This is a genomic window from Mycobacterium sp. MYCO198283 (assembly GCF_021213805.1).
In the GTDB taxonomy this organism is placed as follows: domain Bacteria; phylum Actinomycetota; class Actinomycetes; order Mycobacteriales; family Mycobacteriaceae; genus Mycobacterium.
The window spans coordinates 272495-294263 of sequence record NZ_JAJQJI010000006.1; the positions used below are offsets into that span (position 1 = coordinate 272495).

Consider the following 21769-nt stretch of genomic DNA (forward strand, 5'->3'; position numbering starts at 1 on the left):
ACCCCCGTCGCGCGGTCGAACCGGCGGGGCGGCACACTGCGATCCGTGACGAGGACCCCCGAGCTCGCCCGCCGGTTCTTCGACCGGTTCGAACCGCTGCACGCGGTCACCTACTTCTCCCCCGAGGCGCGCGCCGAGTTCGACGCGCTCGGCTACCGCGGCTTCTTCATGGGGTATTTCGCGGGCCGCTCGGCGCCGCTGGGTGAGGTGCCGCCCGAGGTGGTGACGGCGCTGTTCTACAACTTCAGTCAGCGCCAGGTCCGCCGCGCGCTGCCCGACGCCTGGTCCTACGCCCCGCCGGCGGCGGCGTTGGAGGCGCGGGTGCGCGGCGCGGCGGCGGCACTGCGCCGCTGCGGACTGCGCGACAACGATGCCGGTGTGCGCAGGGCGGCAGAGCTGCTGCACAAGGCGGCGACGGGCGTGAACACCGATGGGCGCGCGCTGGCCGCCGCCAACGCCGCGGTGGCGTGGCCCGACGAACCGGTGAGCGTGCTGTGGCAGGCCGCCACGCTGCTGCGGGAACACCGCGGTGACGGCCATGTCGCGGCGCTGGTCGCGGCCGGGATCGGCGGCCGGGAGTCGAACGTGCTGCAGGTGGCGGCGGGTAAGACACCCAGGGAGTTCTTCCTCCGCGCCCGGGACTACGACGACGCGCAGTGGCGGCACCACGAGCAGCGGCTCGCGGCTCGCGGGCTGCTCGACGACTCGGGGGTACTGACGGCGGCCGGCAGGGAGGTGAAGGCCGACATCGAACGGCGGACCGACACCGTGGCGTTGCCGGGTCTCGCCGCCCTCGGTGACGCCGAGGTCGAGGAGCTGTTCGGCACGCTGACGCCGCTGACCCGCCTGGTGGTGGCGGCCGGCGACGTGCCGGCGGCCACGCCGATGGGCCTGGGTCGCGACGACCTCGACGACGACAGCGCTGGACTCGGCTGACTACTTCTTGTTCTTGAGCGGGTCGTGGCCCCAGTTCATCAGCGAGTACCGCCAGTCGGTCTCGCTGACATCCCCTTTCGGCCGCTGCGCGAGGTGCCGTTTGCAGTAGCCGACGACCTTGCGCATGTGCGCGTAGTCGTCGTCGGTGAGGTCCGACTTCTTGGCTTTCAGGATCTTGACGATGTGGCGGCCACTCTCGTGCCCGGTGGACTCCGCGTTCTTCGAGTCCTTCTGACCCACGCCCTTCGATTCGTCGGTCTGCAGCCACTTCTCGAGCTCGGTGGCCGTCATGTTGACGAGGTCGGAGAACTCGTCGTAGGTCTCCTGCCGGTCGTCGGCCACGTCAGCTCTTCTTCTTCAGAGCGTCCGGTTTGTGCACCGCCTCGTTACCGCTCTTGTCGCTCTTCACCAGGTACTGCGGGTCGTCCTTCGACGCCCGGACCTGACGCTTGGCGGCCTTGGTGTCGGAGGTGATCTTCTTCTCCACCTTGCCGGTCGCGGTGCTGCCGTGGCTCTGCCACTCGACCTTGTCGCCCTTGCTGAATTCTTTGCTCATGGCGGGCGGATACCCGGCGGCGCGCATCCGATTCGTCAACGTGGTGAATACCTGATGACGTCGACCAGGCAGACCGCGGCGCTCGCGGACGCGCTGCCACATCAGCCAGGCGCCGACGGCGGCGAGCAGCAGCATCACGGTGCGGCGTTGCGGTTCCACTCGATCCAGCCGGCGCCGGTGCGGCCGTCGCCGGTGCTCACGGTGGCCCACGCGCGCGAGAAGTGCGCCACGCGCCCGTCCGGCGCTTCGAGCCGCAGCGGGCCGTGTCCACGGATGTCGACGTCGACCTCCAGGGCGCCGGGGTTGAGGATGAGCGTCGTGCTGAGCGGAAGCCCGTTGTCGCCGTACGTTTCTCGCGCCACCACGCGGTCGAGCTCGGTCAGCGCCCCGTCGCGCTGCCGGTAGCCGACGCCGACGTTCAGCCCGCCGGGCAGCCGCAGGTCCACGCCGTGCAGGTGGGTGCCGTCGTCGAGGTGGAACGCGTGCCACACCCAGTCCATGCTCCACCAGTCGCGCACCCCCCACGAGTGGTCGCGCTGCCCCGCAACCTCGGTCACCGCGAACCGCTGACCGTCGACGGTGACGGTTCCGGTGACGGTGCAGGGGATCTCGTAGCGCGAGGCGATGCGGTACTGGTACGGCTCGCCGGCCGTCGTCCACTGCAGGTCGAACTCGAGCCGGGCGGGCCGGCCCGGCGCGCCGCGCAGCACGTCGGCCGGGTCGTCGTAGGCCAGCGCGTCGCCGCTCAGCGACACCGAATAGGTGCGCAGCGGCACCACCGCGCCGTGGCGCAGCGTGGCGGTGTCGGTGCGGACGGCGAAGGCGTCCGGGGGCAGCGGCACCTCGTAGTCCACGAGGGCGACGGTCGGCCGGCCCGGACCGCACAGTTCGGCGGTCAGCCACGCGGCCTGCTCATGGGGGCTCACGCCGAGGCGCACGTAGCCGCCCACCCCCTGGGCCGGGTCGGCGAAGTCGAGATACCAGCTCTCGTTCCACAACGGCTCGCCGGTGGGCACGTGGGCGCCCTCGTCGGCGTCCGCCGGCCGCTGCGGCGCCTCGCCGACGGGCGCGGCGGGTGGCGCGCCGAGCTCTGACAACGCGCCGGTGTCCAGCACGTGCTCGCAGTGGCGGTGCAGCATCGTCATGAACAACTCGTCGCCGCGTTCGGTGCGGGCGACCAACATCGACGACACCATCGCCATCATGACGCCGAAGAAGCTCTGTCCGCGGACTCCGACGCGGACATCCTCCAGCGTGACCGGCGCGTCGGGGCCCAGCCCGGCGAGATAGGCCCGCAGCAGGCCGTCGTAGTGCTCGCGGCGCGCGGCGACCGGCAGGGCGCACCCGAGGAAGTAGGCGAGGTCGGTGAACGCCGGACCCCAGGTGACCGTCTGCCAGTCGACGACCGTGAGGCGGCGATCCGCGCCGGCCTGACCGAACAGCATGTTGTCCAGCCGGTAGTCGCCGTGGACGAGGCCGGCGGGCCGGTCGGGGGCGGCCTCGGCGGCAAGGTAGCTGTCGAATCCGGCGACCAGCCGCTCGCAGACGATGCGGTGTTCGGCGGCAATGCGGTCGGCGTAGCGGTCGGCGAAACCCTCCCACAACGAGGCGACCAGCGCCTGGTCGAGCGGCGACTCCCGGCTCAGCCACGCGGCGTCGGCCAGCGCGGCGCTGCCGAGCAGCGGACCCTGCAGCAGCGCCAGCTGGCTCACGGCCAGTGTCGCCTGCTCAAGCGTGGCGCCGCGGATCTCGTCGCCGACGACCGCCGGCGCGGCGTCGCCCAGCACCAGGTGGAACGCCCCGGTCGAGGGGTCGTAGCCGGCGGCGTAGCACGGCGCGAGCGGAACGCTGGCCGTTCGCGCCTGCGCACAGCGGGGCGCGACGTCGGTGTAGAACCGCACCTCGCGTTCGTAGAGCCCCATCGCCAGCCCTGTCCCCCGGCTGGCGGGGTGGCTGGCCGCCACCTTGAGCACCACGGTGTCGGGGCCGGCTCCGGCGGCGTAGCGCAGCGCGACGCGGTAGCACTCGCTCATCTGCCCGGTGCCGATGCGCTCGACGGCGAAGTCGGCGACCTCGCCGTCGCCGAGCGCCTCGGTCAACCAGTCGGCCCGCAGGTCGGTGGGGCGTTCGATCACGGCAGCAGACAGGTGCACCGAACGAACCTAACAGTGTGCTGCGTCACAGCGTTGACGGGTGTCAACGGCGCCTCAAGCGCGGCGTCAGCGGACCACGCTGACGTGGCGCCAGGCCTCGCGGCGCTCCCGGGCGGGGTCGTGCTCGACCCGGCTGTGGCGGTCGAAGATCATGACCGCGCGGTCGGTGTCGTCGTAGGCCGGCCAGTCGACGCCGGGCCGGCCGGTGCGGGCAAACGCCCGCCACCGGCGCTGCACCTCGTCGCTCACGCGCAGCGCCGCCCGCCGGTCCCCCGCCAGCGTGAGCATCGAACCGAGCCGGCCGCGATAGGCGTCGAAGACCGCCAGCAACTCCATGGCGTGGGTGGCGCCCAAGCCCGACCAGGTCAGCACCCGCGGCGCGAAGTCGTAGCGGTAGACGAAGGTCGGGGCGTGGCGGCCGTGCGCCTCCGCGAGCTGCCAACCCGACGACGTGAAGCACATGTCGGCACCGAGCGCCACGCACGCGGCGGGACTCGGGTAGCCGGGGTACGCGGCGATGATGCGGTCGCGGTCCGCCGGCTCCACATCGGCCAGCATCCGCTCGATCACCGGTTCGGTCATCGGCAGCAATTTGAGCCACCGGGTGAACAGCCGGCCTTCCTCGGCGTTGTGGCCGACGACCAGCGGCACCCGGTGCGCCTCGCCGGCGGCCATCGCGTCGATCGGGTCGCGGGGCAGGTAGTCGCCGTCGGTGGTGGGGCCGAGAGCGAATGATCCGGCGAGGTCCTCGGCGCCCGCCGAGATCAACTGGTCGACGGCCTTCACCATGCGCCACGGTTCGGCGGTCTTCACCGTGGCCGCGGCGTTGCCGCCGGTCGCGCCGAGCAGCTCGGTGAAGCGGCGGGCGAAGCGCGCGGCGGCGTCGGAGTCCCGGTACAGGCCGCTGGCCGGGCTCTCGGCGATCACTCCGGTGAACAGCCCGGCCGCGGCGGGAACCGCCATCAGCGTGGTGACAGCGTGCGCCCCGGCGCTCTCGCCGAAGATGCACACCCGCCGCGGGTCCCCGCCGAACGCGGCGATGTTGTCGCGGACCCATTCCAGGGCGAGCACCAGATCGCGCAGGAACAGGTTGCCGTCGATCGGGTGGTCGGGCGTCGCGAGCGCCGAGAGGTCGAGGCACCCCAGCGCGCCCAGCCGGTAGTTCACCGACACGTAGACGCAGCCGCGGCGGGCCAGGGCGGCGCCGTCGTAGATCGACGTCGCCGAGCTGCCGAGCAGGTAGCCGCCGCCGTGGACGAAGAACATCACCGGCAGCGGCTCACCGGTGTCGGTTGCGGGTGCGGTGACGTTGAGCGTCAGGCAGTCCTCGCTCATCGGCTGGAAGCGATTGACGCCTGTGACCGTGTATCGGCGGCGCTGCGGCGCGCATGCGGCGAATTCGCGGCAGGGCCGCACGCCGCGCCAGGGCGGCGCGGGCTGCGGGGCGCGCAGCCGCAACGGGCCCACCGGCGGACGCGCGTACGGAATCGACCGCCACCGCACCACCCGGTCGCGGCGGAAGCCTTCGACGGTGCCGCTTCGGGTGGTGACGCGTTCGCTGCGCTCCGGCATGTCGCCGACGGTAGCGAACGTCGCTACCGCGCGCGCCGCTCACCGCGCCCTACGCTGACGCCATGCGGATCGTGACGGCGCTGTGGGCGGTGCTGCTGGTCGCCGGCTGCGCACGATCGGCGGACAGCCCGCCGCCACGGATCACGCCGATTCCGCCGGCCCGATCGACCGCCGCTGCCCCCTCCGCCGCCCCGTCGGCGACGCCGCCGACGGCCGCTCCGGCGGATGTCCCGCAAGCCGGTGCGCCGATGGAGGCGGTGCTCGCCTGGGTCGGGGAAGGCCGGCCGGCCGATGCCGGCGCCTTTGGCACCGTGACGTCCGACGGGGTCGCCGAAGCGCTTCCCGCCGGCGCCGTCGCCTTCACCGTGGCGGCCGCCGGCGTCCGGTGTATGAGCGCGCTGCTTCCCACCGAGGCCGGGCTGTCGTGTCTGGCGACGCTCGCCGAGCCCCCGCCGCGCCCGGCCAGGGGCGGCGAAGGTACCTGGATCGGCGGCTGGGTCGATTTTTCCGGCGACGAGCTGACCGTCGGTGGGTTCCACGGCGACCCCGGCCGGTTCCGGCTCGGTGACGGCCCCGCGCTGCCCGCCGGCGCAACCCTGCGGTTCGGCGACTACCGCTGCCGTGCCGGATCCGCTGAGGTGGTCTGCGTGCACGACGCCCACCGCACCGGGGTCCAGGTGAGCGGTGCGGGCGTGGCGCCGTTCGGGTGCCTGACCGCCGTCGAACCGCCCGCTTCAGGCGTCGGTCTGCAGTACCGCTGCTGACGTCAGGCCGCGACGCCCTTGCGGCGCAGGATCGGCAGCACGCCCTCGGCGAACCAGTAGGCCTCCTCCAGGTGCGGGTAGCCGGAGAGGATGAACTCGTCGAACCCGAGCGAGTGGTACTCGAGGATCAGGTTCGCGACCTCCTCGTGGCTGCCGACCAGCGCGGTGCCCGCACCACCGCGCACCAGGCCGACGCCGGCCCACAGGTTCGGGTACACCTCGAGCCGGTCGAGGCGGCCGCCGTGCAGGGCGGTCATCCGGCGCTGCCCCTCGGACTCCGAACGGGCGTGCAGCGCCGTTGCGTTGGCGATCTGCTCCGGTGTCAGCTCGTTGACGAGTTCTTCGGCGACCGCCCACGCGGCGGCGGAGGTGTCGCGGGTGATGGTGTGCAACCGGATGCCGAACCGCAGCGAGCGGCCCTGTTCGGCGGCCAGCGTCCGCACCCGTTCGATCTTCGCCGCGGCAGCCTGCGGTGGTTCACCCCACGTGAGGTAGGTGTCGACGTAGCGCGCGGCGATGGGGAGTGCGGCGGCCGACGAGCCGCCGAAGTAGATGCGCGGCAGCGGGTTCGGCGGCGCGGACACCCGCGCGTCGGCGACGGTGTAGTGCTCGCCGGTGAAGTCGACGCTGTCCTGCCGCCACACCGAGTTGACGATGTGGAGGAATTCGCCGGTGCGCGCATAGCGCTGGTCGTGGTCGAGCCAGTCGCCGAAGCGGCGTTGTTCGACGTCGTCGCCGCCGCTGACGACGTTGAGCAGCACACGGCCGCCGGAGTAGCGCTGCAGCGTGGCGGTCTGCTGCGCGGCGAGGGTCGGCGGCACCAGCCCGGGCCGGAACGCCACGAGGAACTTGAGTCGTTCGGTTTCGCCGACGAGCGTGGCCGCCGTCAGCCAGGCGTCCTCGCACCAGGTGCCGGTCGGGGTGAGCACGCCCTCGTAGCCGAGCCGGTCGGCGGCGCGGGCCACCTCGGCGAGGTAGCGGCGGCTGGGCTCTCGGTAGCCCTCCGGCACCGTGTGGTGCGACGAGGCGTGCGACGCCCCGACGATCGAGCGGCTGTCGCCGTTGGTGGGCAGGAACCAGAAGAACTTTCCGGTCGGCGCTGCGGACACGATGGGGCCTCCTAGGTCCGGGGTAGGTAGGTCGGTGCGAGGACGGCGTCGTAGCGGCGGTCCACCCAGTCGGCGAACGGCGGCGCCGTGTCCAGCTGCTTCGACGCGGCGAACAGGTCGGCCAGCTGCTGCTCGCTTTCGACCAGGCCGTCGGAAAGCGGTGCCGGCAACCGCAGGCTGCGGCCCTGCGCCAGCCGGGCGACCTCCGGGTCGAGGCCGACCGCCGCGGCGTAGGCCTGCGCCCACTCCTGCGGGTGCTCGGCGGCCCACTTCACCGCCTTGCCGTAGCGCACCAGCAGGTCCGACAGCGCGGTGTTGCGTTTCGGGTCGGCGAGCGCGGCGTCGGCGGCGATCCCGAAGCCGGCGCCGTTGGTGATCCCGGTGGCCTCGGCGATGCTGCGGACCAACAGGTCGTGCTCGGCTTGGGCGGTGTACGGATCCCAGATCGCCCAGGCGTCGGCCTGCCGCTGCCGGAACGCGCCGAGCGCATCGGCGGGCTGCAGGAACACCAGCGTGACGTCGGCCGGGGAGAGCCCCGCCCGGTCCAGCTGGGCGAGGACGTTGCCGTGGGCGGAGCTGCCCTTCGCGACGGCGATGCGCTTGCCCCGCAGCTGCGCCACCGACGTGATCGGCGAGTCGGCGGGCACCAGGATGCGGTCCCCGACGCCGCCGCCGTCGTAGGCGGACACCACCTTGACCTTCGCGCCCGCCGCGGCGCCGAAGATCGGCGGGGTGTTGCCGGTGATCGCGAAGTCGATCTTGCCGGCGGTGGCGGCCTCGATCTGCGGCGGTCCGGACGTGAAGGTCGAGAACGCCACCTGGTACGGCAGGCCGTCGAGCGCGCCGGCGGCCCGCAGCAGCGATTCGGTGCCGCCCTTTTGGTCCCCGACCTGCAGCACGACGCCCGACAGCTCCGACAGCGGCACCGACTCGGGCGCCTGCGCCGGGCCGCCCGCCGATTCGCGGCTGACGCACGCGCAGAGCAGCGCCGCCGCCAAGGCGATCACGACGACGACCCGCGCCCGTTGCGGCCGGCCGGTCGCGGCCGTGGCATCCCGTGCGGTCATCGCCGGACGCCCAGCTGGTCGAGGAGTTCGGCGCGGTAGCGGTCGGCGTGCCGGCCCACTCGGCCGGGGTCGGGCCGCGGGTCCGCGATCTCGAGCTCGTGCACCAGCTCGCCGTCGGCGAGCACGAGCACCCGGTCCGCGAGCGCGATCGCCTCGTCGACGTCGTGGGTGACGAGCAGCACGCCGAACCCGTGCTCGCGCCACAGGCCCAGCAGCAGGCTGTGCATGCTGAGGCGGGTGAGCGCGTCGAGCGCGCCGAACGGCTCGTCGAGCAGCAGCAGCTCCGGCTCGGCGACGAGCGCACGGGCGAGCGACACCCGCTGTGCCTGACCGCCGGACAGGGTGAGCGGCCAGGCGTCGGCCCGATCGCCCAGTCCGACGTCGGCCAGCGCGGCGTCGGTGCGGCGCAGGGCTTCGGCGCGGGCGAGCCGGGTGCGGGTCAGCCCGTAGCGCACGTTGGTGCGGACAGTGCGCCATGGGAACAGCCGCGGCTCCTGGAACGCCAACGCCGGCGCACCCGCGACGTGGCGGTGTCCGCCGTGGCCGGGTGCGAGCCCCGCCAGCACGCGCAGCACGGTCGACTTGCCGCTGCCGCTGCGGCCCACCAGCGCGACGATCTCGCCGCGCGCCACGGTGAGCGAAATGTCCTTGAGTACCTGGGTCCGGCCGTACCAGTGGTCGACGTGGCGCAGTTCGGCCGCCACCGTCGAGGTGGTCGGCGCGGCGGGGGAAAGCAGCGTCATGACAGACCTTTCAGTCGCGGTAGCGCAGGGCGCGCCGTTCGAGCACCCGCACCAGCGCGTCGGTGGCGATGCCGAGCAGGGCGTAGACGACGAGCCCGAAGATGATGACGTCGATGCGCAGGAAGTCGCGGGCGTTGTTGATCAGGAATCCGATGCCGCGATCGGCGTTGATCTGCTCGGCGACGATCAACGTCAGCCACGCGATGGCCAACGACTGGCGCAGTCCGACCAGGATCTGCGGCGCGGCGCTGGGCACGATGATGCGGCTGCAGCGCTGCCAGAACGAGAAGCCCAGCACCGTGGCGGTCTCGATCAGCTTCGGGTCGACCTGGCGGATGGCGGAGAACGTGTTGAGGTACAGCGGAAAGCTCACGCCGAGCGCGACGAGCAGCACCTTGGGCAGCTCGCCGATGCCGAACCACAGGATGAACAGCGGGATGAGTCCGAGGTGCGGCAGCGCGCGCACCATCTGCATCGGCGGGTCGATCGCAGATTCGGCCCAGCGGGACAGTCCGACCGCGGCGCCGAGCACGACACCGACGATGCCGCCCAGCAGCAGGCCCTCGACGACCCGGATACCGGAGACGCGCAGCGCGTCGGCCAGCTGACCGTTCGCCACGAGTTCGACGCCGGCTTCGGCGATCAGTGACGGCGCCGGCAGCACGTCCTGCGGGATCAGCCGCAGCGCGCTGCCCAGTTGCCACAGCGCCAGCAGCGCGAGCGGCGAGGCGATCCGCACGATCTCCCAGCGGCGCCGTCGCCACCGTGGCGCGCTGGGCGCAGCGGCCGCCGCAGGTGTGAGGCCGTCGGTCAGGGTGGTCACGATGCGGAAATCTATGGCTCACCCGGGTGGGCGGATAAGGGTTCTTCTCGCGGTGACGAGAAGTCCGCGCGGCACCTGGAGGCGGCGTCAGACCGCGTGCAGCACCCCGGTGTCGTCGATCACCCGCAGCGACAGCGTGCGGTAGCCGTACTCGTCGAACAGCACCGTGACGGTGTCGGCGTCGGCGTTCATGACGACGCCGCGGCCCCACTCGGTGTGCGAGACGGTGGTGTCGACGGCGAACGGCCCGTCCGGCGCGGCGGGGTGGTCCTCGCGGCCGGCGGCGGTGTTGGCGAAGCAGCGGTCGCAGTCACCGCACGGCTCGGGCAGCGTCTCCCCGAAGTAGCCGAGCAGGAACTGACGCCGGCAGTCGGAGGTCTCGGCGTAGCCGCGCATCATCTCCACCCGCGTGCGGTCGACGCGCTCGCTGATCTCGACGACCTCCACCGCGCGTCGTACCGCCTCGTCGGCGTCGACGCCGGTGGCGCGGAAGCCTTTCCGCCCGCTGCGGATCACCTCGGCCTGCTCCAGCAGGTTGACGGCGTTGGTGAGCTTGCGGCCCCGGACGTCGAGGGTGGCGCGCAGGTCCTTGAGGCGTGCGGGCTGGTCCTTCAGGGCGGTGTACACCCGGCGCAGCAGCTCCTCGTCGGGCCGGTGTGTGGTGAAGAACCGGGCGAGCCCGAGGTCCTCGGGGCGGTAGAGCAGGAGCGCCGCGGCGGCCTCGCCGTCTCGGCCCGCCCGCCCGATCTGCTGGTAGTAGCTGTCCAGCGAATCGGGCACCGAGGCGTGGACGACGAATCGGACGTCGGGTTTGTCGATGCCCATGCCGAACGCCGACGTGGCGGTGACCACGCGGTACTCGTCGTGCAGGAAGCCTTCGTGCACTCCGTCACGCTCGGCGGTCTTCAACCCGGCGTGATATGCCGCGGCCGCAATACCGTTGTCGCACAGCGCCTTGGCGTACGTCTCGGCGTCCTTGCGGGTGGCGGTGTACACCAGACCCGCGCCGTCGAACCGCCCGACCGCCGCCACCACCGCCGCTTCCTTGCCGTGCTTGCCGTGCGCCTCGGTGAAGTGGTCGACGGCCAGTCGCAGGTTCGGCCGGTCGAAGCCGCCGGCGACGACGACCGGGTCGCGCAGCCTGAGATTGTCGACGATCTCGCGGCGCACCAGCGGTGAGGCGGTGGCGGTCAGGGCCGCGACCGTCGGCCGTCCGAGGCGACCGATCGCGTCGACGAGCCGTAGATAGTCGGGCCGGAAGTCGTGTCCCCAGGCCGAGACGCAGTGCGCCTCGTCGACGACGACGAGCGCCGGCCCGGCCTCGGCGAGGCGGCTGACCACGTCGTCGTTGGCCAGTTGCTCCGGTGTGGTGAAGACGTAGCGGGCGTCGCCGTCGCGCAGCGCGTCGAGACTGCGCTCGTTGGCGGCGGCCGACTGCCGGGAGTTCACCGTGACGGCGGCGGGTGCCCCGGTGTCGGCGAGGCCGGCGATCTGGTCCTGTTGCAGCGCGATCAGCGGCGAGATCACGATCGTCGGCCCGTCGAGCAGCGCCGCGGGGAGCTGGTAGATCGCCGACTTGCCGGATCCGGTGGCCATCAGCGCCAGCACGTCGTGTCCGTCGAGGATCGCCGTCATGCCCTCGAGCTGTTCGGGCCGCAGGTCGTCCCAGCCGAACAGGTCTCGGGCGGTCGCCTCGATGCGGGCGCGCGACGTCATGGGCAGGGTCTTGCGGTGGTGGTCATCCCCACGTCGATACCCCGGGGCCTGCCGGGGCTAACGCGTCACCGCCAGCCGTCGGCCGCCTTGGCCGCCGCGACCAGCGTTCGGCACAGGGCCCGCAGTTCGGCCGCGTCGGCGCCCTCCTCGACGGCGATCGACACGTCCTCGGCGGCGCAGCGGACCTGGTAGAGCCGGTCGGACAGGTCGGCGGCCTCGTCGGCGGACAACACGACGGCGTCGGCGGACAGCGCGGTGCCTTTCACCGCGGCCCGCTGCTCGTAGGCGCGTTGCCGGCAGGACTGCCGGCAGTACTGGCGGCGACGCCCGAGCCCGGCGTCGGCAACCTCGCGCCCGCACCACCGGCACGGCGACGGGCGTAGACGACGGACCACGGCTGGCACTCTAACGGGGACGGCGGCGAACTCTGGGTATCCTGGTGGGAACGGTGAGCGCGCATGTCGCGTTGCACCGCGTGGAAGTTTTTTTCGTGGAACCCGGCGGCGCTGCAGCCCGACGGGATATCCACCAGTCGTTAGGAGTGACGCATGGCTGATCGGGTTCTGCGAGGCAGCCGCCTCGGCGCTGTGAGCTACGAGACCGACCGCAACCACGATCTGGCGCCCCGCCAGGTGGCGCGTTACCGCACCGAGAACGGCGAGGAGTTCGACGTCCCGTTCGCCGACGACGCCGAGATCCCCGGCACCTGGCTGTGCCGCAACGGGCTCGAGGGCACGCTGATCGAGGGCGACCTGCCGGAGCCGAAGAAGGTCAAGCCGCCGCGCACCCACTGGGACATGCTGCTGGAGCGGCGTTCGGTGGAGGAGCTGGAGGAACTGCTCAAGGAGCGGCTCGACCTGATCAAGTCGAAGCGTCGCGGCGGGTAGTTAAGGGACGACGCCGCGGGCCTTGTCGAGCCGCCCGCGGATGCCCCACTGTGCGACCTTGACGATCGCCTCGCGGATGTTCGATCCGCTCATCTTCGATTCGCCGTGCTCGCGCTCGACGAACGTGATGGGTACTTCGACGACGCGGAAGCCGTTGGTGATGGTGCGCCAGGTCAGGTCGATCTGGAAGCAGTAGCCCTTCGAGTCGACGGCCGACAGGTCGATCTTCTCGAGCACTTCGCGCCGGTAGGCGCGGTAGCCGGCGGTGATGTCGTTGATCTCGACGCCGAGCATCAAGCGGGAGTATCCGTTGGCGGTGCGCGACAGCACCAGCCGGCGCCACGGCCAGTTGCGGACGGTGCCGCCCTCGACGTAGCGGGAGCCGATCGCCAGGTCGGCGCCGTCGTCGATGGCCGTGAGAAGCCGCTCGAGCTCTTCGGGTGCGTGGCTGCCGTCGGCGTCCATCTCGACCAGCACGGTGTAGCCGCGGTGCAGCCCCCACGCGAAGCCGGCGAGGTAGGCCGCGCCCAGACCCTCCTTGGCCGTGCGGTGCAGGACGTGCACCCGGTCGGGGTCGGCGAGCGACACCTCGTCTGCCAGCGCTCCGGTGCCGTCGGGACTGCCGTCGTCGACGATCAGGATGTGCACGCCGGGGCAGGCGCGGTGTACCCGATCCAGGATGACCGGGAGGTTGTCCCGCTCGTTATAGGTCGGGATGATGGCCAGCGTGCGCTGACTCGGGCGGGCGCCCGGGGGTCGGCCCGTCGTCATGTGGCTCCTTCGTCGGTCGACCCCGGTCGGGGTGCGCTGTGCGGGGCGGCGCCGGCACTGCCGCCCTGCGCGTCGCCGGGGACGCCGGCCGCGTCGTGTTCGGTGGTGTCTGACGGGTGGCCCGCGCCGTCCGTTCCGGCTTCTCGGCCGGACCGGAGCCGGCGAGCCGCCCGTGCGAACGATCCATTGTGCACCACGGCCGCGACCAGCACCGCACCGCCGAGGGCGACCAGCACCGCCTGCAGCGCCGGACCGAAGCGGGTGGCGGGCGTGAGGGCGGTCTTCAGGTGGATCTGCCGGTCGAGGTAGGCCGGCTCGAAGAAGGCGGTGCGGTCGAGCTCGCGGCCGTCGGGGGCGATCACCGCGCTGATGCCGGTGGTTCCGGCGACCACGGTGTAGCGGTCGTGCTCGACGGCGCGCCCGCGGGCGAAGGCGAGCTGCTGTTGGCTCATCGCCTCGTCGAAGGTGGCGTTGTTGGTCGGCACCGCCAGCAGCTGGGCACCGGCCAGCACCGACTGGCGCGCCGCCCGGTCGAAGATCACCTCCCAGCAGGTCGTCACGCCCACCCGGGTGCCCGCGGCGGTGACCACGCCGTCGCCGTCGCCGGGCACGAAGTAGCCGGCACGGTCGGCGTACGGGGACAGCAGGCGAAAGAAGCCCCGCATCGGCAGGTATTCGCCGAACGGCTGAATGATCCGCTTGTCGTGCCGCTCGCCGGGCCCGTTCTCCGGTGTCCACACGATCACCGAGTTGGTGGTCGCAGGCCGTTCGGGCGTCCATTCGGGCCGCGCCAGCACGCCACCGACCAGGATCGGGGCGCCGATCGCGTCGGCGGCGGCGTCGATCTGCGCGGCGGCGTCGGCATTCTTGACGGGGTCGATGTCCGATGAGTTCTCGGGCCAGATGACCAGCTGCGGCTGCGGGGCGCGGCCGGCGCGCACGTCCGCGGCGAGTCGCATGGTCTCGGCGACGTGGTTGTCCAGGACGGCACGTCGCTGGGCGTTGAACTCGAGCCCGAGCCTCGGCACGTTGCCCTGCACGGCGGCGACGGTGGCCAGCGGATCGTTGCCGGCGCCCGATCCGGCCTGCCGGACCGCGGGCCACGCCGCCGCCGTGCCCAGCAGCACCACGCACACAGCGAGGCCGGGCAGGATCACCGCCGGCGGTGACAGGTCGCGCTGCGGGTCCTGCCACCAGCGCACGACCTCGAGCACGAGCGCGGCCGCCGCGATGCCGAGCAGCGCGACCGCCAGCGAGAGCAGTGGCGCCCCGCCGACCCGCACGATGGGCAGCAGCGGCCCATTGGTCTGACCGAACGCGACGACGCCCCACGGAAAGCCCCCGAACGGGACCGTGCACTTGAGCCATTCCTGCGCCACCCACAGCACCGCGAACCACACCGGCCAGCCGGGCAGCTCCCGCACCAGCCAGGCCGCCGCGCCGAAGAGCCCGGGGAACAGGGCGCACACGGCGGCCAGCGCCAGCCACGGCAGCGCCCCGACGAGACCGGAGATCCACGGCAGCAGCGGGATGTAGCAGACCAGCCCGAACAGGAAGCCGTAGCCGAACGCACCGCCGGCGCTGGTGGTGGGCCGGGTGATCACCACGGTGAGCAGCGCGAACGCCACCGGGGCGGTGAACCACCAGCCGAACGGCGGGAAGCTGACACACAGCAGCAGGCCGCCGGCGATGGCGAGGGTGAGCCTGGGCAGGCGCGGCACGAGCGCGGCGGGGGTGGCCCGGGCGCGTGTGACGGCGGTGGCGCGGATGCGGCCCAGCGCCTGGCTCAGCCGGCCGGACAGCCCCGGCGGCCGGACGACCGGTATCGCGTCGGTCGCGGGGTCGTCGACGGCAATCCGCTGCTCGTCGGTGACGGCGTCGGGCTCGTCGGCCGGCGTGTCCGGTCCGGCCGCGTGCCGGCCCCGTGGCTCAGCCATGGATCACCGCACCGCGGTGGACGGTTTGCAGGCAGCGCGGCAGCCGGGCGTCCGGAGCGAGCCGTGGCAGCGGCGGCACCCCGGCCCGCGGATCCGTCGACCAGCGCGCAACGGCGTCGGGCGGTGCGGCGACCTCCAGCTCGTCGACCTGCCAGACGGCGTACGACGCGGGCGCCCCGGGAGCCAGGGTGCCGGTGGCGCCGTCGTTGCTGCCGGCGGCTCGCCAGGCGCCGCGGGTGAGCGCATTGAAGGCGGCGCGCGCGGACACCGCACTGCCCGGCGTCCGGTGGTGGGCGGCGGCGCGGACGATCCCCCAACCATCCATGCTGGTCACCGGGCTGTCGGAACCGAACGCAAGGCGCACGCCCTCGGATGCTAACAGCGCCAGCGGGTTCAGCCCGGCCGCGCGGCGGGCCCCCAACCGGCGGGCGTACATGCCGGTCTCGCCGCCCCACAGCGCGTCGAACGACGGCTGCACACTGGCGGCGATCCCCCAGGAGCCGAGTGCGGCGGCCTGCTCGGCGCTGACCATCTCGACGTGTTCGAGGCGGTGGCCGCAGCGGGCGACCGCGACCGGGCCGAAGCGGTCGACCACATCGGCCAACGCGTCGACGACCGTCGCCACCGCGGCGTCGCCGATGACGTGGAAACCGGCGGTGATCCCCGCTTCGGTGCAGGCCGACAGGTGCGCGGTCACGGTCTCGCGATCGAGGTAGCAGTTGCCGCGGGTGTGCGGCGCGTCATCGTAGGGCTCGTGCAGCCACGCGGTGCGCGAGCCGAGCGCGCCGTCGACGAACAGGTCGCCGGCCAGCCCGCGGGCGCCGGTTCGCGCCAGCAGCTCGCGGGCCGCGGCGGGAGTGGTCACGGCTTCGCCCCAGTAGCCGACGACCTCGACGCCATGATCGAGCGCGGCCAGGTCGAGCCAGTCGTCGAGGCCGGCGATCTGCGGTCCGGCGCATTCGCAGACGGCGGCGAAACCCGCCGCGGCGGCGGCGTCGAGGGCGGCGCGGCGGGCGTCCGACCGCTGGCGGGCCGACAGCAGGGCACGCGCGCCGGCCCGCGCGCGGTGGTGGGCGTCGGCGGTGAGCGGGCCGGTCGGATGGTGTCCGGCGGCGTCGGTCAGGTCCACCCAGCGGCGCAGCCCGCTCGAGGCGACCGCGGAATGGACGTCCACGCGGGTCAGGTACGCCGGCCGGTTTCCGACGATCTCGTCGACCTCCACGGTCGTCGGCGGATCGGGATGCGGCCACCGGGATTCGTCCCAGCCGTGTCCCCACACGACGTCGTCGTCGGCCAGCGTGCCGACGTGGTCGGCCAGCAGCCGCAGGCAGTGCTCCTTCGAGGTGGCACGCCGCAGGTCGAGGCCGGTGAGCGTCAGCCCGGTGGCGGTCACGTGGACGTGGCTGTCGACGAAGGCGGGGGCCACGAATGCGCCGGCGAGATCGGTGACCGTGGCGTCGGGGTACTGGGAGCGCCCCACGTCGTCGCTGCCGAGCCACACCACGACGCCGTCGCGCACCGCCATCGCGGTGGCGTCGGGTTTGACGGGGCTGTGGATGCGGCCACCGAGCAGCAGGGTGGTCGCCGGTGTCGGCGCGGTCACCGCCGACAGGCTACGGATGAATCGGGCGCGGCGGCAGCGACGGAGGCGGCGGGTCGCGGTCGTCCGTCATGTCGATCACCTCGCCGTCGACCACGTGGTGCCGCACGCGGTAGCGCCGCACCCCGTCGGCGCCGACCGCGGTGACGGTGAACCACGGGGACCGGGCGAGGCCGCGGACGACGACCGCCGTGATCAGCGGGCGGGCCAGCGCGCGGGTGGGCGGCAGCAGCAGCAGCAGTCCGAGCACCGAGGTCACCAGGCCGGGGATGACCACCAGCAGCGTGCCCATCGCGATCATCGACCCGTCGGTCACCGCACCCCGCGCGGTCGTCAACCCGCCGCGCAGCCGGCGGACCTGGCCGCGGATCTGGGACCCGGCCAGGAGCACGCCGGCCAGGAATGTCCCGACGACGGCCAGCAGCGTCGCGCCCACTCCGATGTTCGCGGCCAGCGCGACGACCGCGAGCAGCTCGACGAGCACGTAGATCCCGAAGTAGGCCATACCGGGCCCAACGAGCCGGCGCGCGCCGGGGTTCCGGGGTCAGGCCGGCGCGCGGACCTCGATGGCGGCGTGCACCTTGTCGATGCCGCCGCGCAGCAGCGCCTGCGGGATGAAGTACCAGGCGTGGTTCCAGTACCGCCGGACGATCTTGTTGAAGACGCGGCGCGTCTCCGACGGCGGCAGCATCCGCGCGACCGCCTCGACGGGCTCACCCTTGGGTTTGCCCAGGACGCCACACTTCTGGATGGTGACCCGCGGGGTGTTCTTGATGCGCTTGGTCTTCCACGATCCGTCGTCGGTGATGATCAGCAGCCGGTCGCCCTCCGGAACTCCCCACACCGGGGTCGGCTTCGGCTTGCCGTCCTTGGTGAAGGTCGTCAGCAGCAGGTACTTCTCCCGGGAGACGTCCTGGAAGGTGGGCGCCATCGTCACACCGCCTTGATTTCGATTCCGACGTTGTTCTTCATGCCGCCGCGCAGCTTGCTGAAAGTGTTGAAGAGCTTGCCCTTGATCCCGTAGCGGCGGCCGATCGCGTCGTACACCTCGGCGTTGCGGGATGTGTCGAGCAGTGTGGCAACCGCCTCGACCGCCTCGCTCTTCGGCCTGCCCTTCACGTCGCAGGCCGCGACCGTCACCCGCGAGGTGTTGCGCAGCCGCTTGACCTTCCACGACTTCGCCTGCGTGATCACCAGCAACCGATCCCCGTCGGGTGCCGCCCACACCGCGGTGGGCTTCGGCCGCCCGTCGCGGGTGAAGGTGGTCAGCAGGACGTACTCGGCACGGGCGACGTCAGCGAAGGTCACGGCCATGCGACCAACCTAACGCCTCACCCCTCCAGCTCACCCTCGGTCTCCAGCAGCACCCGGCGCAGCCCGGCCAGCGTGTCGGGCTGCGGCGCCTCCCATATACCGCGGCCCGCCGCCTCCAGCAGCCGCTCGGCCATGCCGTGCAGCGCCCACGGGTTCGACTCGGCCAGGAACTTGCGGTTCTCGTGGTCGAGGACGTAGTCGCCTGCGAGGCGCTCGTACATCCAGTCCGCCATGACGCCGGCGGTGGCGTCGTACCCGAACAGGTAGTCCACGGTCGCGGCCATCTCGAAGGCGCCCTTGTAGCCGTGCCGTCGCATCGCCGCCATCCAGCGCGGGTTGACCACCCGCGCCCGGAACACCCGCGTGGTCTCCTCGGACAGCGTGCGCGTGCGGACGGCGTCGGGCCTGGTGTTGTCCCCGATGTAGGCGGCCGGCGCGCTGCCGGTGAGCGCGCGGACGGTCGCGACCATGCCGCCGTGGTACTGGAAGTAGTCGTCGGAATCGGCGATGTCGTGTTCGCGGGTGTCGGTGTTCTTCGCCGCGACCGCGATGCGGCGGTACTGCCGGGTCATGTCGTCGGCGGCCGGAGCGCCGTCCAGACCGCGGCCGTAGGCGAAGCCGCCCCACGCGGTGTAGACCGCGGCGAGGTCGGCGTCGTCGCGCCAGTTGCGGCTGTCGATCAGCTGCAGCAGGCCGGCGCCGTAGGTGCCGGGCTTGGAGCCGAAGACCCGGGTGGTGGCGCGGCGTTCGTCGCCGTGGTCGGCGAGGTCGGCGTCGGTGTGGGCGCGGACGTAGTTGCCGGTCGCGGGTTCGTCGAGACCGGCGACCAGCCGCACCGCGTCGTCGAGCATCGTGACGACGTGCGGGAAGGCGTCGCGGAAGAAGCCCGAGATGCGGACCGTGACGTCGATGCGGGGCCGGCCCAGTTCGGCGAGCGGAATGGCCGCCAGGTCGACCACCCGCCGCGACGCGTCGTCCCATACCGGCCGCACGCCGAGCAGCGCCAGCACCTCGGCGATGTCGTCGCCGGACGTGCGCATCGCCGAAGTGCCCCAGATGCTCAAGCCCACCGACCGCGGCCAGGCGCCGTGGTCGGCCCGGTAGCGGGCGAGCAGCGAGTCCGCCATCGCCACACCGGTGTCCCACGCCAGCCGCGACGGCACCGCCTTGGGGTCGACGGAGTAGAAGTTGCGGCCGGTGGGCAGCACGTTGACCAGCCCGCGCAGCGGTGAACCCGACGGGCCGGCGGCGATGAATCGGCCGTCGAGGGCGCGCAGCACCTGGGTGATCTCGTCGGTGGTGCCGGCGAGCCTCGGCACGACCTCGGTGGCGGCGAACCGCAGGATGGCCGCCAGCTGCGGGTCGTCGGTGAGTTCGCCGACGCGCCCGGCGTCCCAGCCGGTCCCGGCGAGAGCGGTGACAAGTTCACGGGCCCGCCGTTCCGCGTCGTCCACCGCGGTGCGCTCGTCGGTGCCGTCCTCTTCGAGCCCGAGCGCTTGGCGCAGCCCCGGCACCGACTGCTCGCCGGAGAACAGCTGGCGCGCCCGCAGGATGGCGAGCACCAGGTCGATCAGCTGCTCCCCCGCCGGCGCCTGCCCGAGCACGTGCAGGCCGTCGCGGATCTGCACGTCCTTGATCTCGCACAGCCAGCCGTCGACGTGCAGCAGCATGTCGTCGAAGGAGTCCTCGTCGGGCCGCTCGGTCAAGCCCAGGTCGGAGTCCATCTTCGCGGCCCGCATCAGCGTCCAGATCTGCTGGCGGATCGCGGGCAGCTTGGCCGGGTCCAGCGCCGAGACGCTCGCATGCTCGTCGAGCAACTGCTCCAGGCGGGCGATGTCGCCGTAGGTTTCGGCGCGGGCCATCGGCGGGATGAGGTGGTCCACCAGCACCGCATGCGCCCGCCGCTTGGCCTGCGTGCCCTCGCCCGGATCGTTGACCAGGAACGGGTAGATCAGCGGCAGATCGCCCAGCGCGGCGTCGGTGCCGCAGCTCGCCGACATGCCCAGCGTCTTGCCGGGCAGCCACTCCAGGTTGCCGTGCTTGCCGAGGTGCACCACGGCGTCCGCGCCGAACTGGGTGTCGAGCCACCGGTAGGCGGCCAGGTAGTGGTGGCTCGGCGGCAGGTCGGGGTCGTGATAGATGGCGACCGGGTTCTCGCCGAAGCCGCGCGGCGGCTGCACCAGCACGACGACGTTGCCGCAGACCATGGCGGCGATGACGATGTCGCCGTCGGGGTTGGCGCTGCGGTCGACGAACAGCTCGCCGGGCGGCGAGCCCCAGTGCTCGACGACGGCGTCGCGCAGGTCGGCGGGCAGGGTGTCAAACCACCGCCGGTAGTCGGCGGCGCTGACGCGCACCGGGTTGCCGACGAGCTGCTCGCTGGTGAGCCAGTCGGCGTCCTGGCCGCCGCGGGCGATGAGCGCGTGCATCAGCGCGTCGCCGTCGTGCGCGTCGAGGCCGGGCACGTCGCCGATCTGGTAGCCGGCGTCGCGCATGGCATGCAGCAGCGCCACCGCACTGGCCGGGGTGTCCAGGCCGACGGCGTTGCCGATGCGGGCATGTTTGGTCGGATACGCCGAGAACACCAGCGCCACCCGCTTGTCCGGCGGGGCGATGGCCCGCAGCCGGGCGTGCCGCACCGCGATGCCGGCCACGCGGGCGCAGCGTTCGGCGTCGGCGACGTAGGAGATGAGCCCCTCGTCGTCGATCTCCTTGAACGAGAACGGCACGGTGATGATGCGGCCGTCGAATTCGGGCACCGCCACCTGTGTCGCGACGTCGAGCGGGCTCAGTCCGTCGTCGCGGCCGGCCCACGCCTCCCGCGACGAGGTGAGGCACAGTCCCTGCAGGATCGGCACGTCGAGCGCGGCGAGGTGCGCGACGTTCCAGGCGTCGTCGTTGCCGCCGGCCGTCACGTCGGCGGGTTTGGCGCCCCCGGCGGCGAGCACCGTGACCACCATGGCGTCGGCGGTCGAGAGCAGTTGCAGCAGTTCGGGTTCGGCGGTGCGCAGCGATGCGCAGTACACCGGCAGTGGCCTGGCACCGGCCGCCTCGATCGCGTCGCACAGGCTGTGGACGTAGCCGGTGTTGCCGGCCAGGTGCTGGGCGCGGTAGTACAGCACGGCGATCGTGGGCCCCGCGGTCGGCACCGATTCCCGCGGCAGCACACCCCAGCTCGGGATGGTCTCCGGGGGCGCGAACCCGACGCCGGTCATCAGCACGGTGTCGGACAAAAAGGCGTGGAGCTGTCGGAAGTTCTCCACGCCACCCTGCGCCAGATAGACATGGGCCTGCAACGCGATGCCGGCCGGAACCGTCGAGCGGTCCATCAGATCGGCGTCGGGGACCTGCTCGCCGCTGACCACCACCGCGGGGACCCCCGCCGCCGTCACGGCGTCGATGCCGTCCTCCCACGCGCGGTAACCGCCGAGGATGCGCACCACCACCACGTCGACGCCGGCGAGCAGGGCGGGCAGCTCGTCGAGAAGCAGCCGGGCGGGATTGGCCCAGCGGTAGTCCGCGCCGCTGGCGCGGGCCGTGATCAGATCGGTGTCGGAGGTCGACAGCAGCAAGACGGTGGGGGCGCTGGGCACCCGCCCGACGTTACCCACCTACCCCGAAACCGCATTCCCGGTCGCTGTTCGGCGTCGCGGACGACCGGGAGTGCGGTTTCGCGGGGACGGAAACGTCAGCGGTCGTACGTGCCCCAGCGCTCATACCAGGTCGGCGCGTGAGGCGTCCCGGCCATCGCGATCAGCAGCAGCACGACTGCGACGAACGCAAGGAGTGCAGTCATGGGCGTTCCTTTCTCGGGGGCCGGA

At 72.5% G+C, this 21769-nt stretch carries 20 protein-coding genes; 3 read left to right on the forward strand and 17 right to left on the reverse strand.

What is annotated here, in order from left to right; all coding sequences use genetic code 11:
- Positions 1-45 precede the first annotated feature (45 nt).
- Complete coding sequence (locus LV457_RS13885; RefSeq protein WP_232171776.1) at positions 46-936, forward strand: hypothetical protein; 891 nt, start codon at positions 46-48, stop codon at positions 934-936.
- Here the strand turns inward: LV457_RS13885 and LV457_RS13890 are convergent, their stop codons facing one another.
- From LV457_RS13890 to LV457_RS13905, 4 genes are all read right to left on the reverse strand, one after another.
- Complete coding sequence (locus LV457_RS13890) at positions 937-1278, reverse strand: DUF3140 domain-containing protein (RefSeq protein WP_232171777.1); 342 nt, start codon at positions 1276-1278, stop codon at positions 937-939.
- Position 1279: 1 nt separating this feature from the next.
- Positions 1280-1492 (reverse strand): DUF2945 domain-containing protein, encoded by a 213-nt coding sequence (locus LV457_RS13895; RefSeq protein WP_232171845.1) that lies wholly within the window; start codon positions 1490-1492, stop codon positions 1280-1282.
- A 134-nt stretch (positions 1493-1626) separates the two neighbouring features.
- Complete coding sequence (locus LV457_RS13900; protein ID WP_232171778.1) at positions 1627-3645, reverse strand: ecdysteroid 22-kinase family protein; 2019 nt, start codon at positions 3643-3645, stop codon at positions 1627-1629.
- A 66-nt stretch (positions 3646-3711) separates the two neighbouring features.
- Positions 3712-5217 (reverse strand): carboxylesterase/lipase family protein, encoded by a 1506-nt coding sequence (locus tag LV457_RS13905; RefSeq protein WP_232171779.1) that lies wholly within the window; start codon positions 5215-5217, stop codon positions 3712-3714.
- 62 nt (positions 5218-5279) lie between these two features.
- Between LV457_RS13905 and LV457_RS13910 the strand changes: the two genes are divergently transcribed.
- Positions 5280-5981: a hypothetical protein gene (locus LV457_RS13910; protein WP_232171780.1), complete on the forward strand. Its 702-nt coding sequence runs from the start codon at positions 5280-5282 to the stop codon at positions 5979-5981.
- A 2-nt stretch (positions 5982-5983) separates the two neighbouring features.
- On the opposite strand, the gene LV457_RS13915 is transcribed toward LV457_RS13910, so the two are convergent.
- From LV457_RS13915 to LV457_RS13940, 6 genes are all read right to left on the reverse strand, one after another.
- A complete protein-coding gene (locus tag LV457_RS13915; protein WP_232171781.1) occupies positions 5984-7090 on the reverse strand; it encodes an LLM class flavin-dependent oxidoreductase in 1107 nt (368 codons plus the stop codon).
- A gap of 11 nt (positions 7091-7101) precedes the next feature.
- On the reverse strand, positions 7102-8157 hold the full coding sequence (locus LV457_RS13920) for an ABC transporter substrate-binding protein (RefSeq protein ID WP_232171782.1): 1056 nt from the start codon (positions 8155-8157) through the stop codon (positions 7102-7104).
- Positions 8154-8900 carry an ABC transporter ATP-binding protein gene (locus LV457_RS13925; protein WP_232171783.1) on the reverse strand — a complete coding sequence of 249 codons (747 nt, stop codon included), beginning with the start codon at positions 8898-8900 and terminating at the stop codon, positions 8154-8156. Before LV457_RS13925 ends, LV457_RS13920 begins: the two co-directional genes overlap by 4 nt.
- A 10-nt stretch (positions 8901-8910) precedes the next feature.
- Positions 8911-9714 carry an ABC transporter permease gene (locus LV457_RS13930; protein ID WP_232171846.1) on the reverse strand — a complete coding sequence of 268 codons (804 nt, stop codon included), beginning with the start codon at positions 9712-9714 and terminating at the stop codon, positions 8911-8913.
- Between the two features lie 96 nt (positions 9715-9810).
- Positions 9811-11439, reverse strand: a complete 1629-nt coding sequence (locus LV457_RS13935; protein WP_232171784.1) for an ATP-dependent DNA helicase RecQ — start codon at positions 11437-11439, stop codon at positions 9811-9813.
- A gap of 65 nt (positions 11440-11504) precedes the next feature.
- Positions 11505-11834 (reverse strand): hypothetical protein, encoded by a 330-nt coding sequence (locus LV457_RS13940; RefSeq protein ID WP_232171785.1) that lies wholly within the window; start codon positions 11832-11834, stop codon positions 11505-11507.
- Between the two features lie 153 nt (positions 11835-11987).
- Between LV457_RS13940 and rbpA the strand changes: the two genes are divergently transcribed.
- A complete protein-coding gene (rbpA, locus tag LV457_RS13945; protein WP_232171786.1) occupies positions 11988-12326 on the forward strand; it encodes an RNA polymerase-binding protein RbpA in 339 nt (112 codons plus the stop codon).
- Here rbpA and LV457_RS13950 read toward each other — a convergent pair whose 3' ends face one another.
- From LV457_RS13950 to cobN, 7 genes are all read right to left on the reverse strand, one after another.
- A complete protein-coding gene (locus tag LV457_RS13950) occupies positions 12327-13097 on the reverse strand; it encodes a polyprenol monophosphomannose synthase (protein ID WP_232171787.1) in 771 nt (256 codons plus the stop codon).
- Complete coding sequence (gene lnt, locus LV457_RS13955; RefSeq protein WP_232171788.1) at positions 13094-15034, reverse strand: apolipoprotein N-acyltransferase; 1941 nt, start codon at positions 15032-15034, stop codon at positions 13094-13096. Before lnt ends, LV457_RS13950 begins: the two co-directional genes overlap by 4 nt.
- Positions 15027-16559: an amidohydrolase gene (locus LV457_RS13960; protein ID WP_232171847.1), complete on the reverse strand. Its 1533-nt coding sequence runs from the start codon at positions 16557-16559 to the stop codon at positions 15027-15029. The genes lnt and LV457_RS13960 overlap by 8 nt, the downstream gene beginning before the upstream one ends.
- Before the next feature lie 88 nt (positions 16560-16647).
- A complete protein-coding gene (locus tag LV457_RS13965; RefSeq protein WP_232171789.1) occupies positions 16648-17139 on the reverse strand; it encodes an FxsA family protein in 492 nt (163 codons plus the stop codon).
- A gap of 39 nt (positions 17140-17178) precedes the next feature.
- Entirely contained in the window at positions 17179-17565 is a 387-nt protein-coding gene (locus tag LV457_RS13970) for a PPOX class F420-dependent oxidoreductase (RefSeq protein ID WP_232171790.1), read from the reverse strand.
- A 2-nt stretch (positions 17566-17567) separates the two neighbouring features.
- Entirely contained in the window at positions 17568-17948 is a 381-nt protein-coding gene (locus LV457_RS13975) for a PPOX class F420-dependent oxidoreductase (RefSeq protein WP_232171791.1), read from the reverse strand.
- Between the two features lie 17 nt (positions 17949-17965).
- A complete protein-coding gene (gene cobN / locus LV457_RS13980) occupies positions 17966-21541 on the reverse strand; it encodes a cobaltochelatase subunit CobN (RefSeq protein ID WP_232171792.1) in 3576 nt (1191 codons plus the stop codon).
- Positions 21542-21769 lie beyond the last annotated feature (228 nt).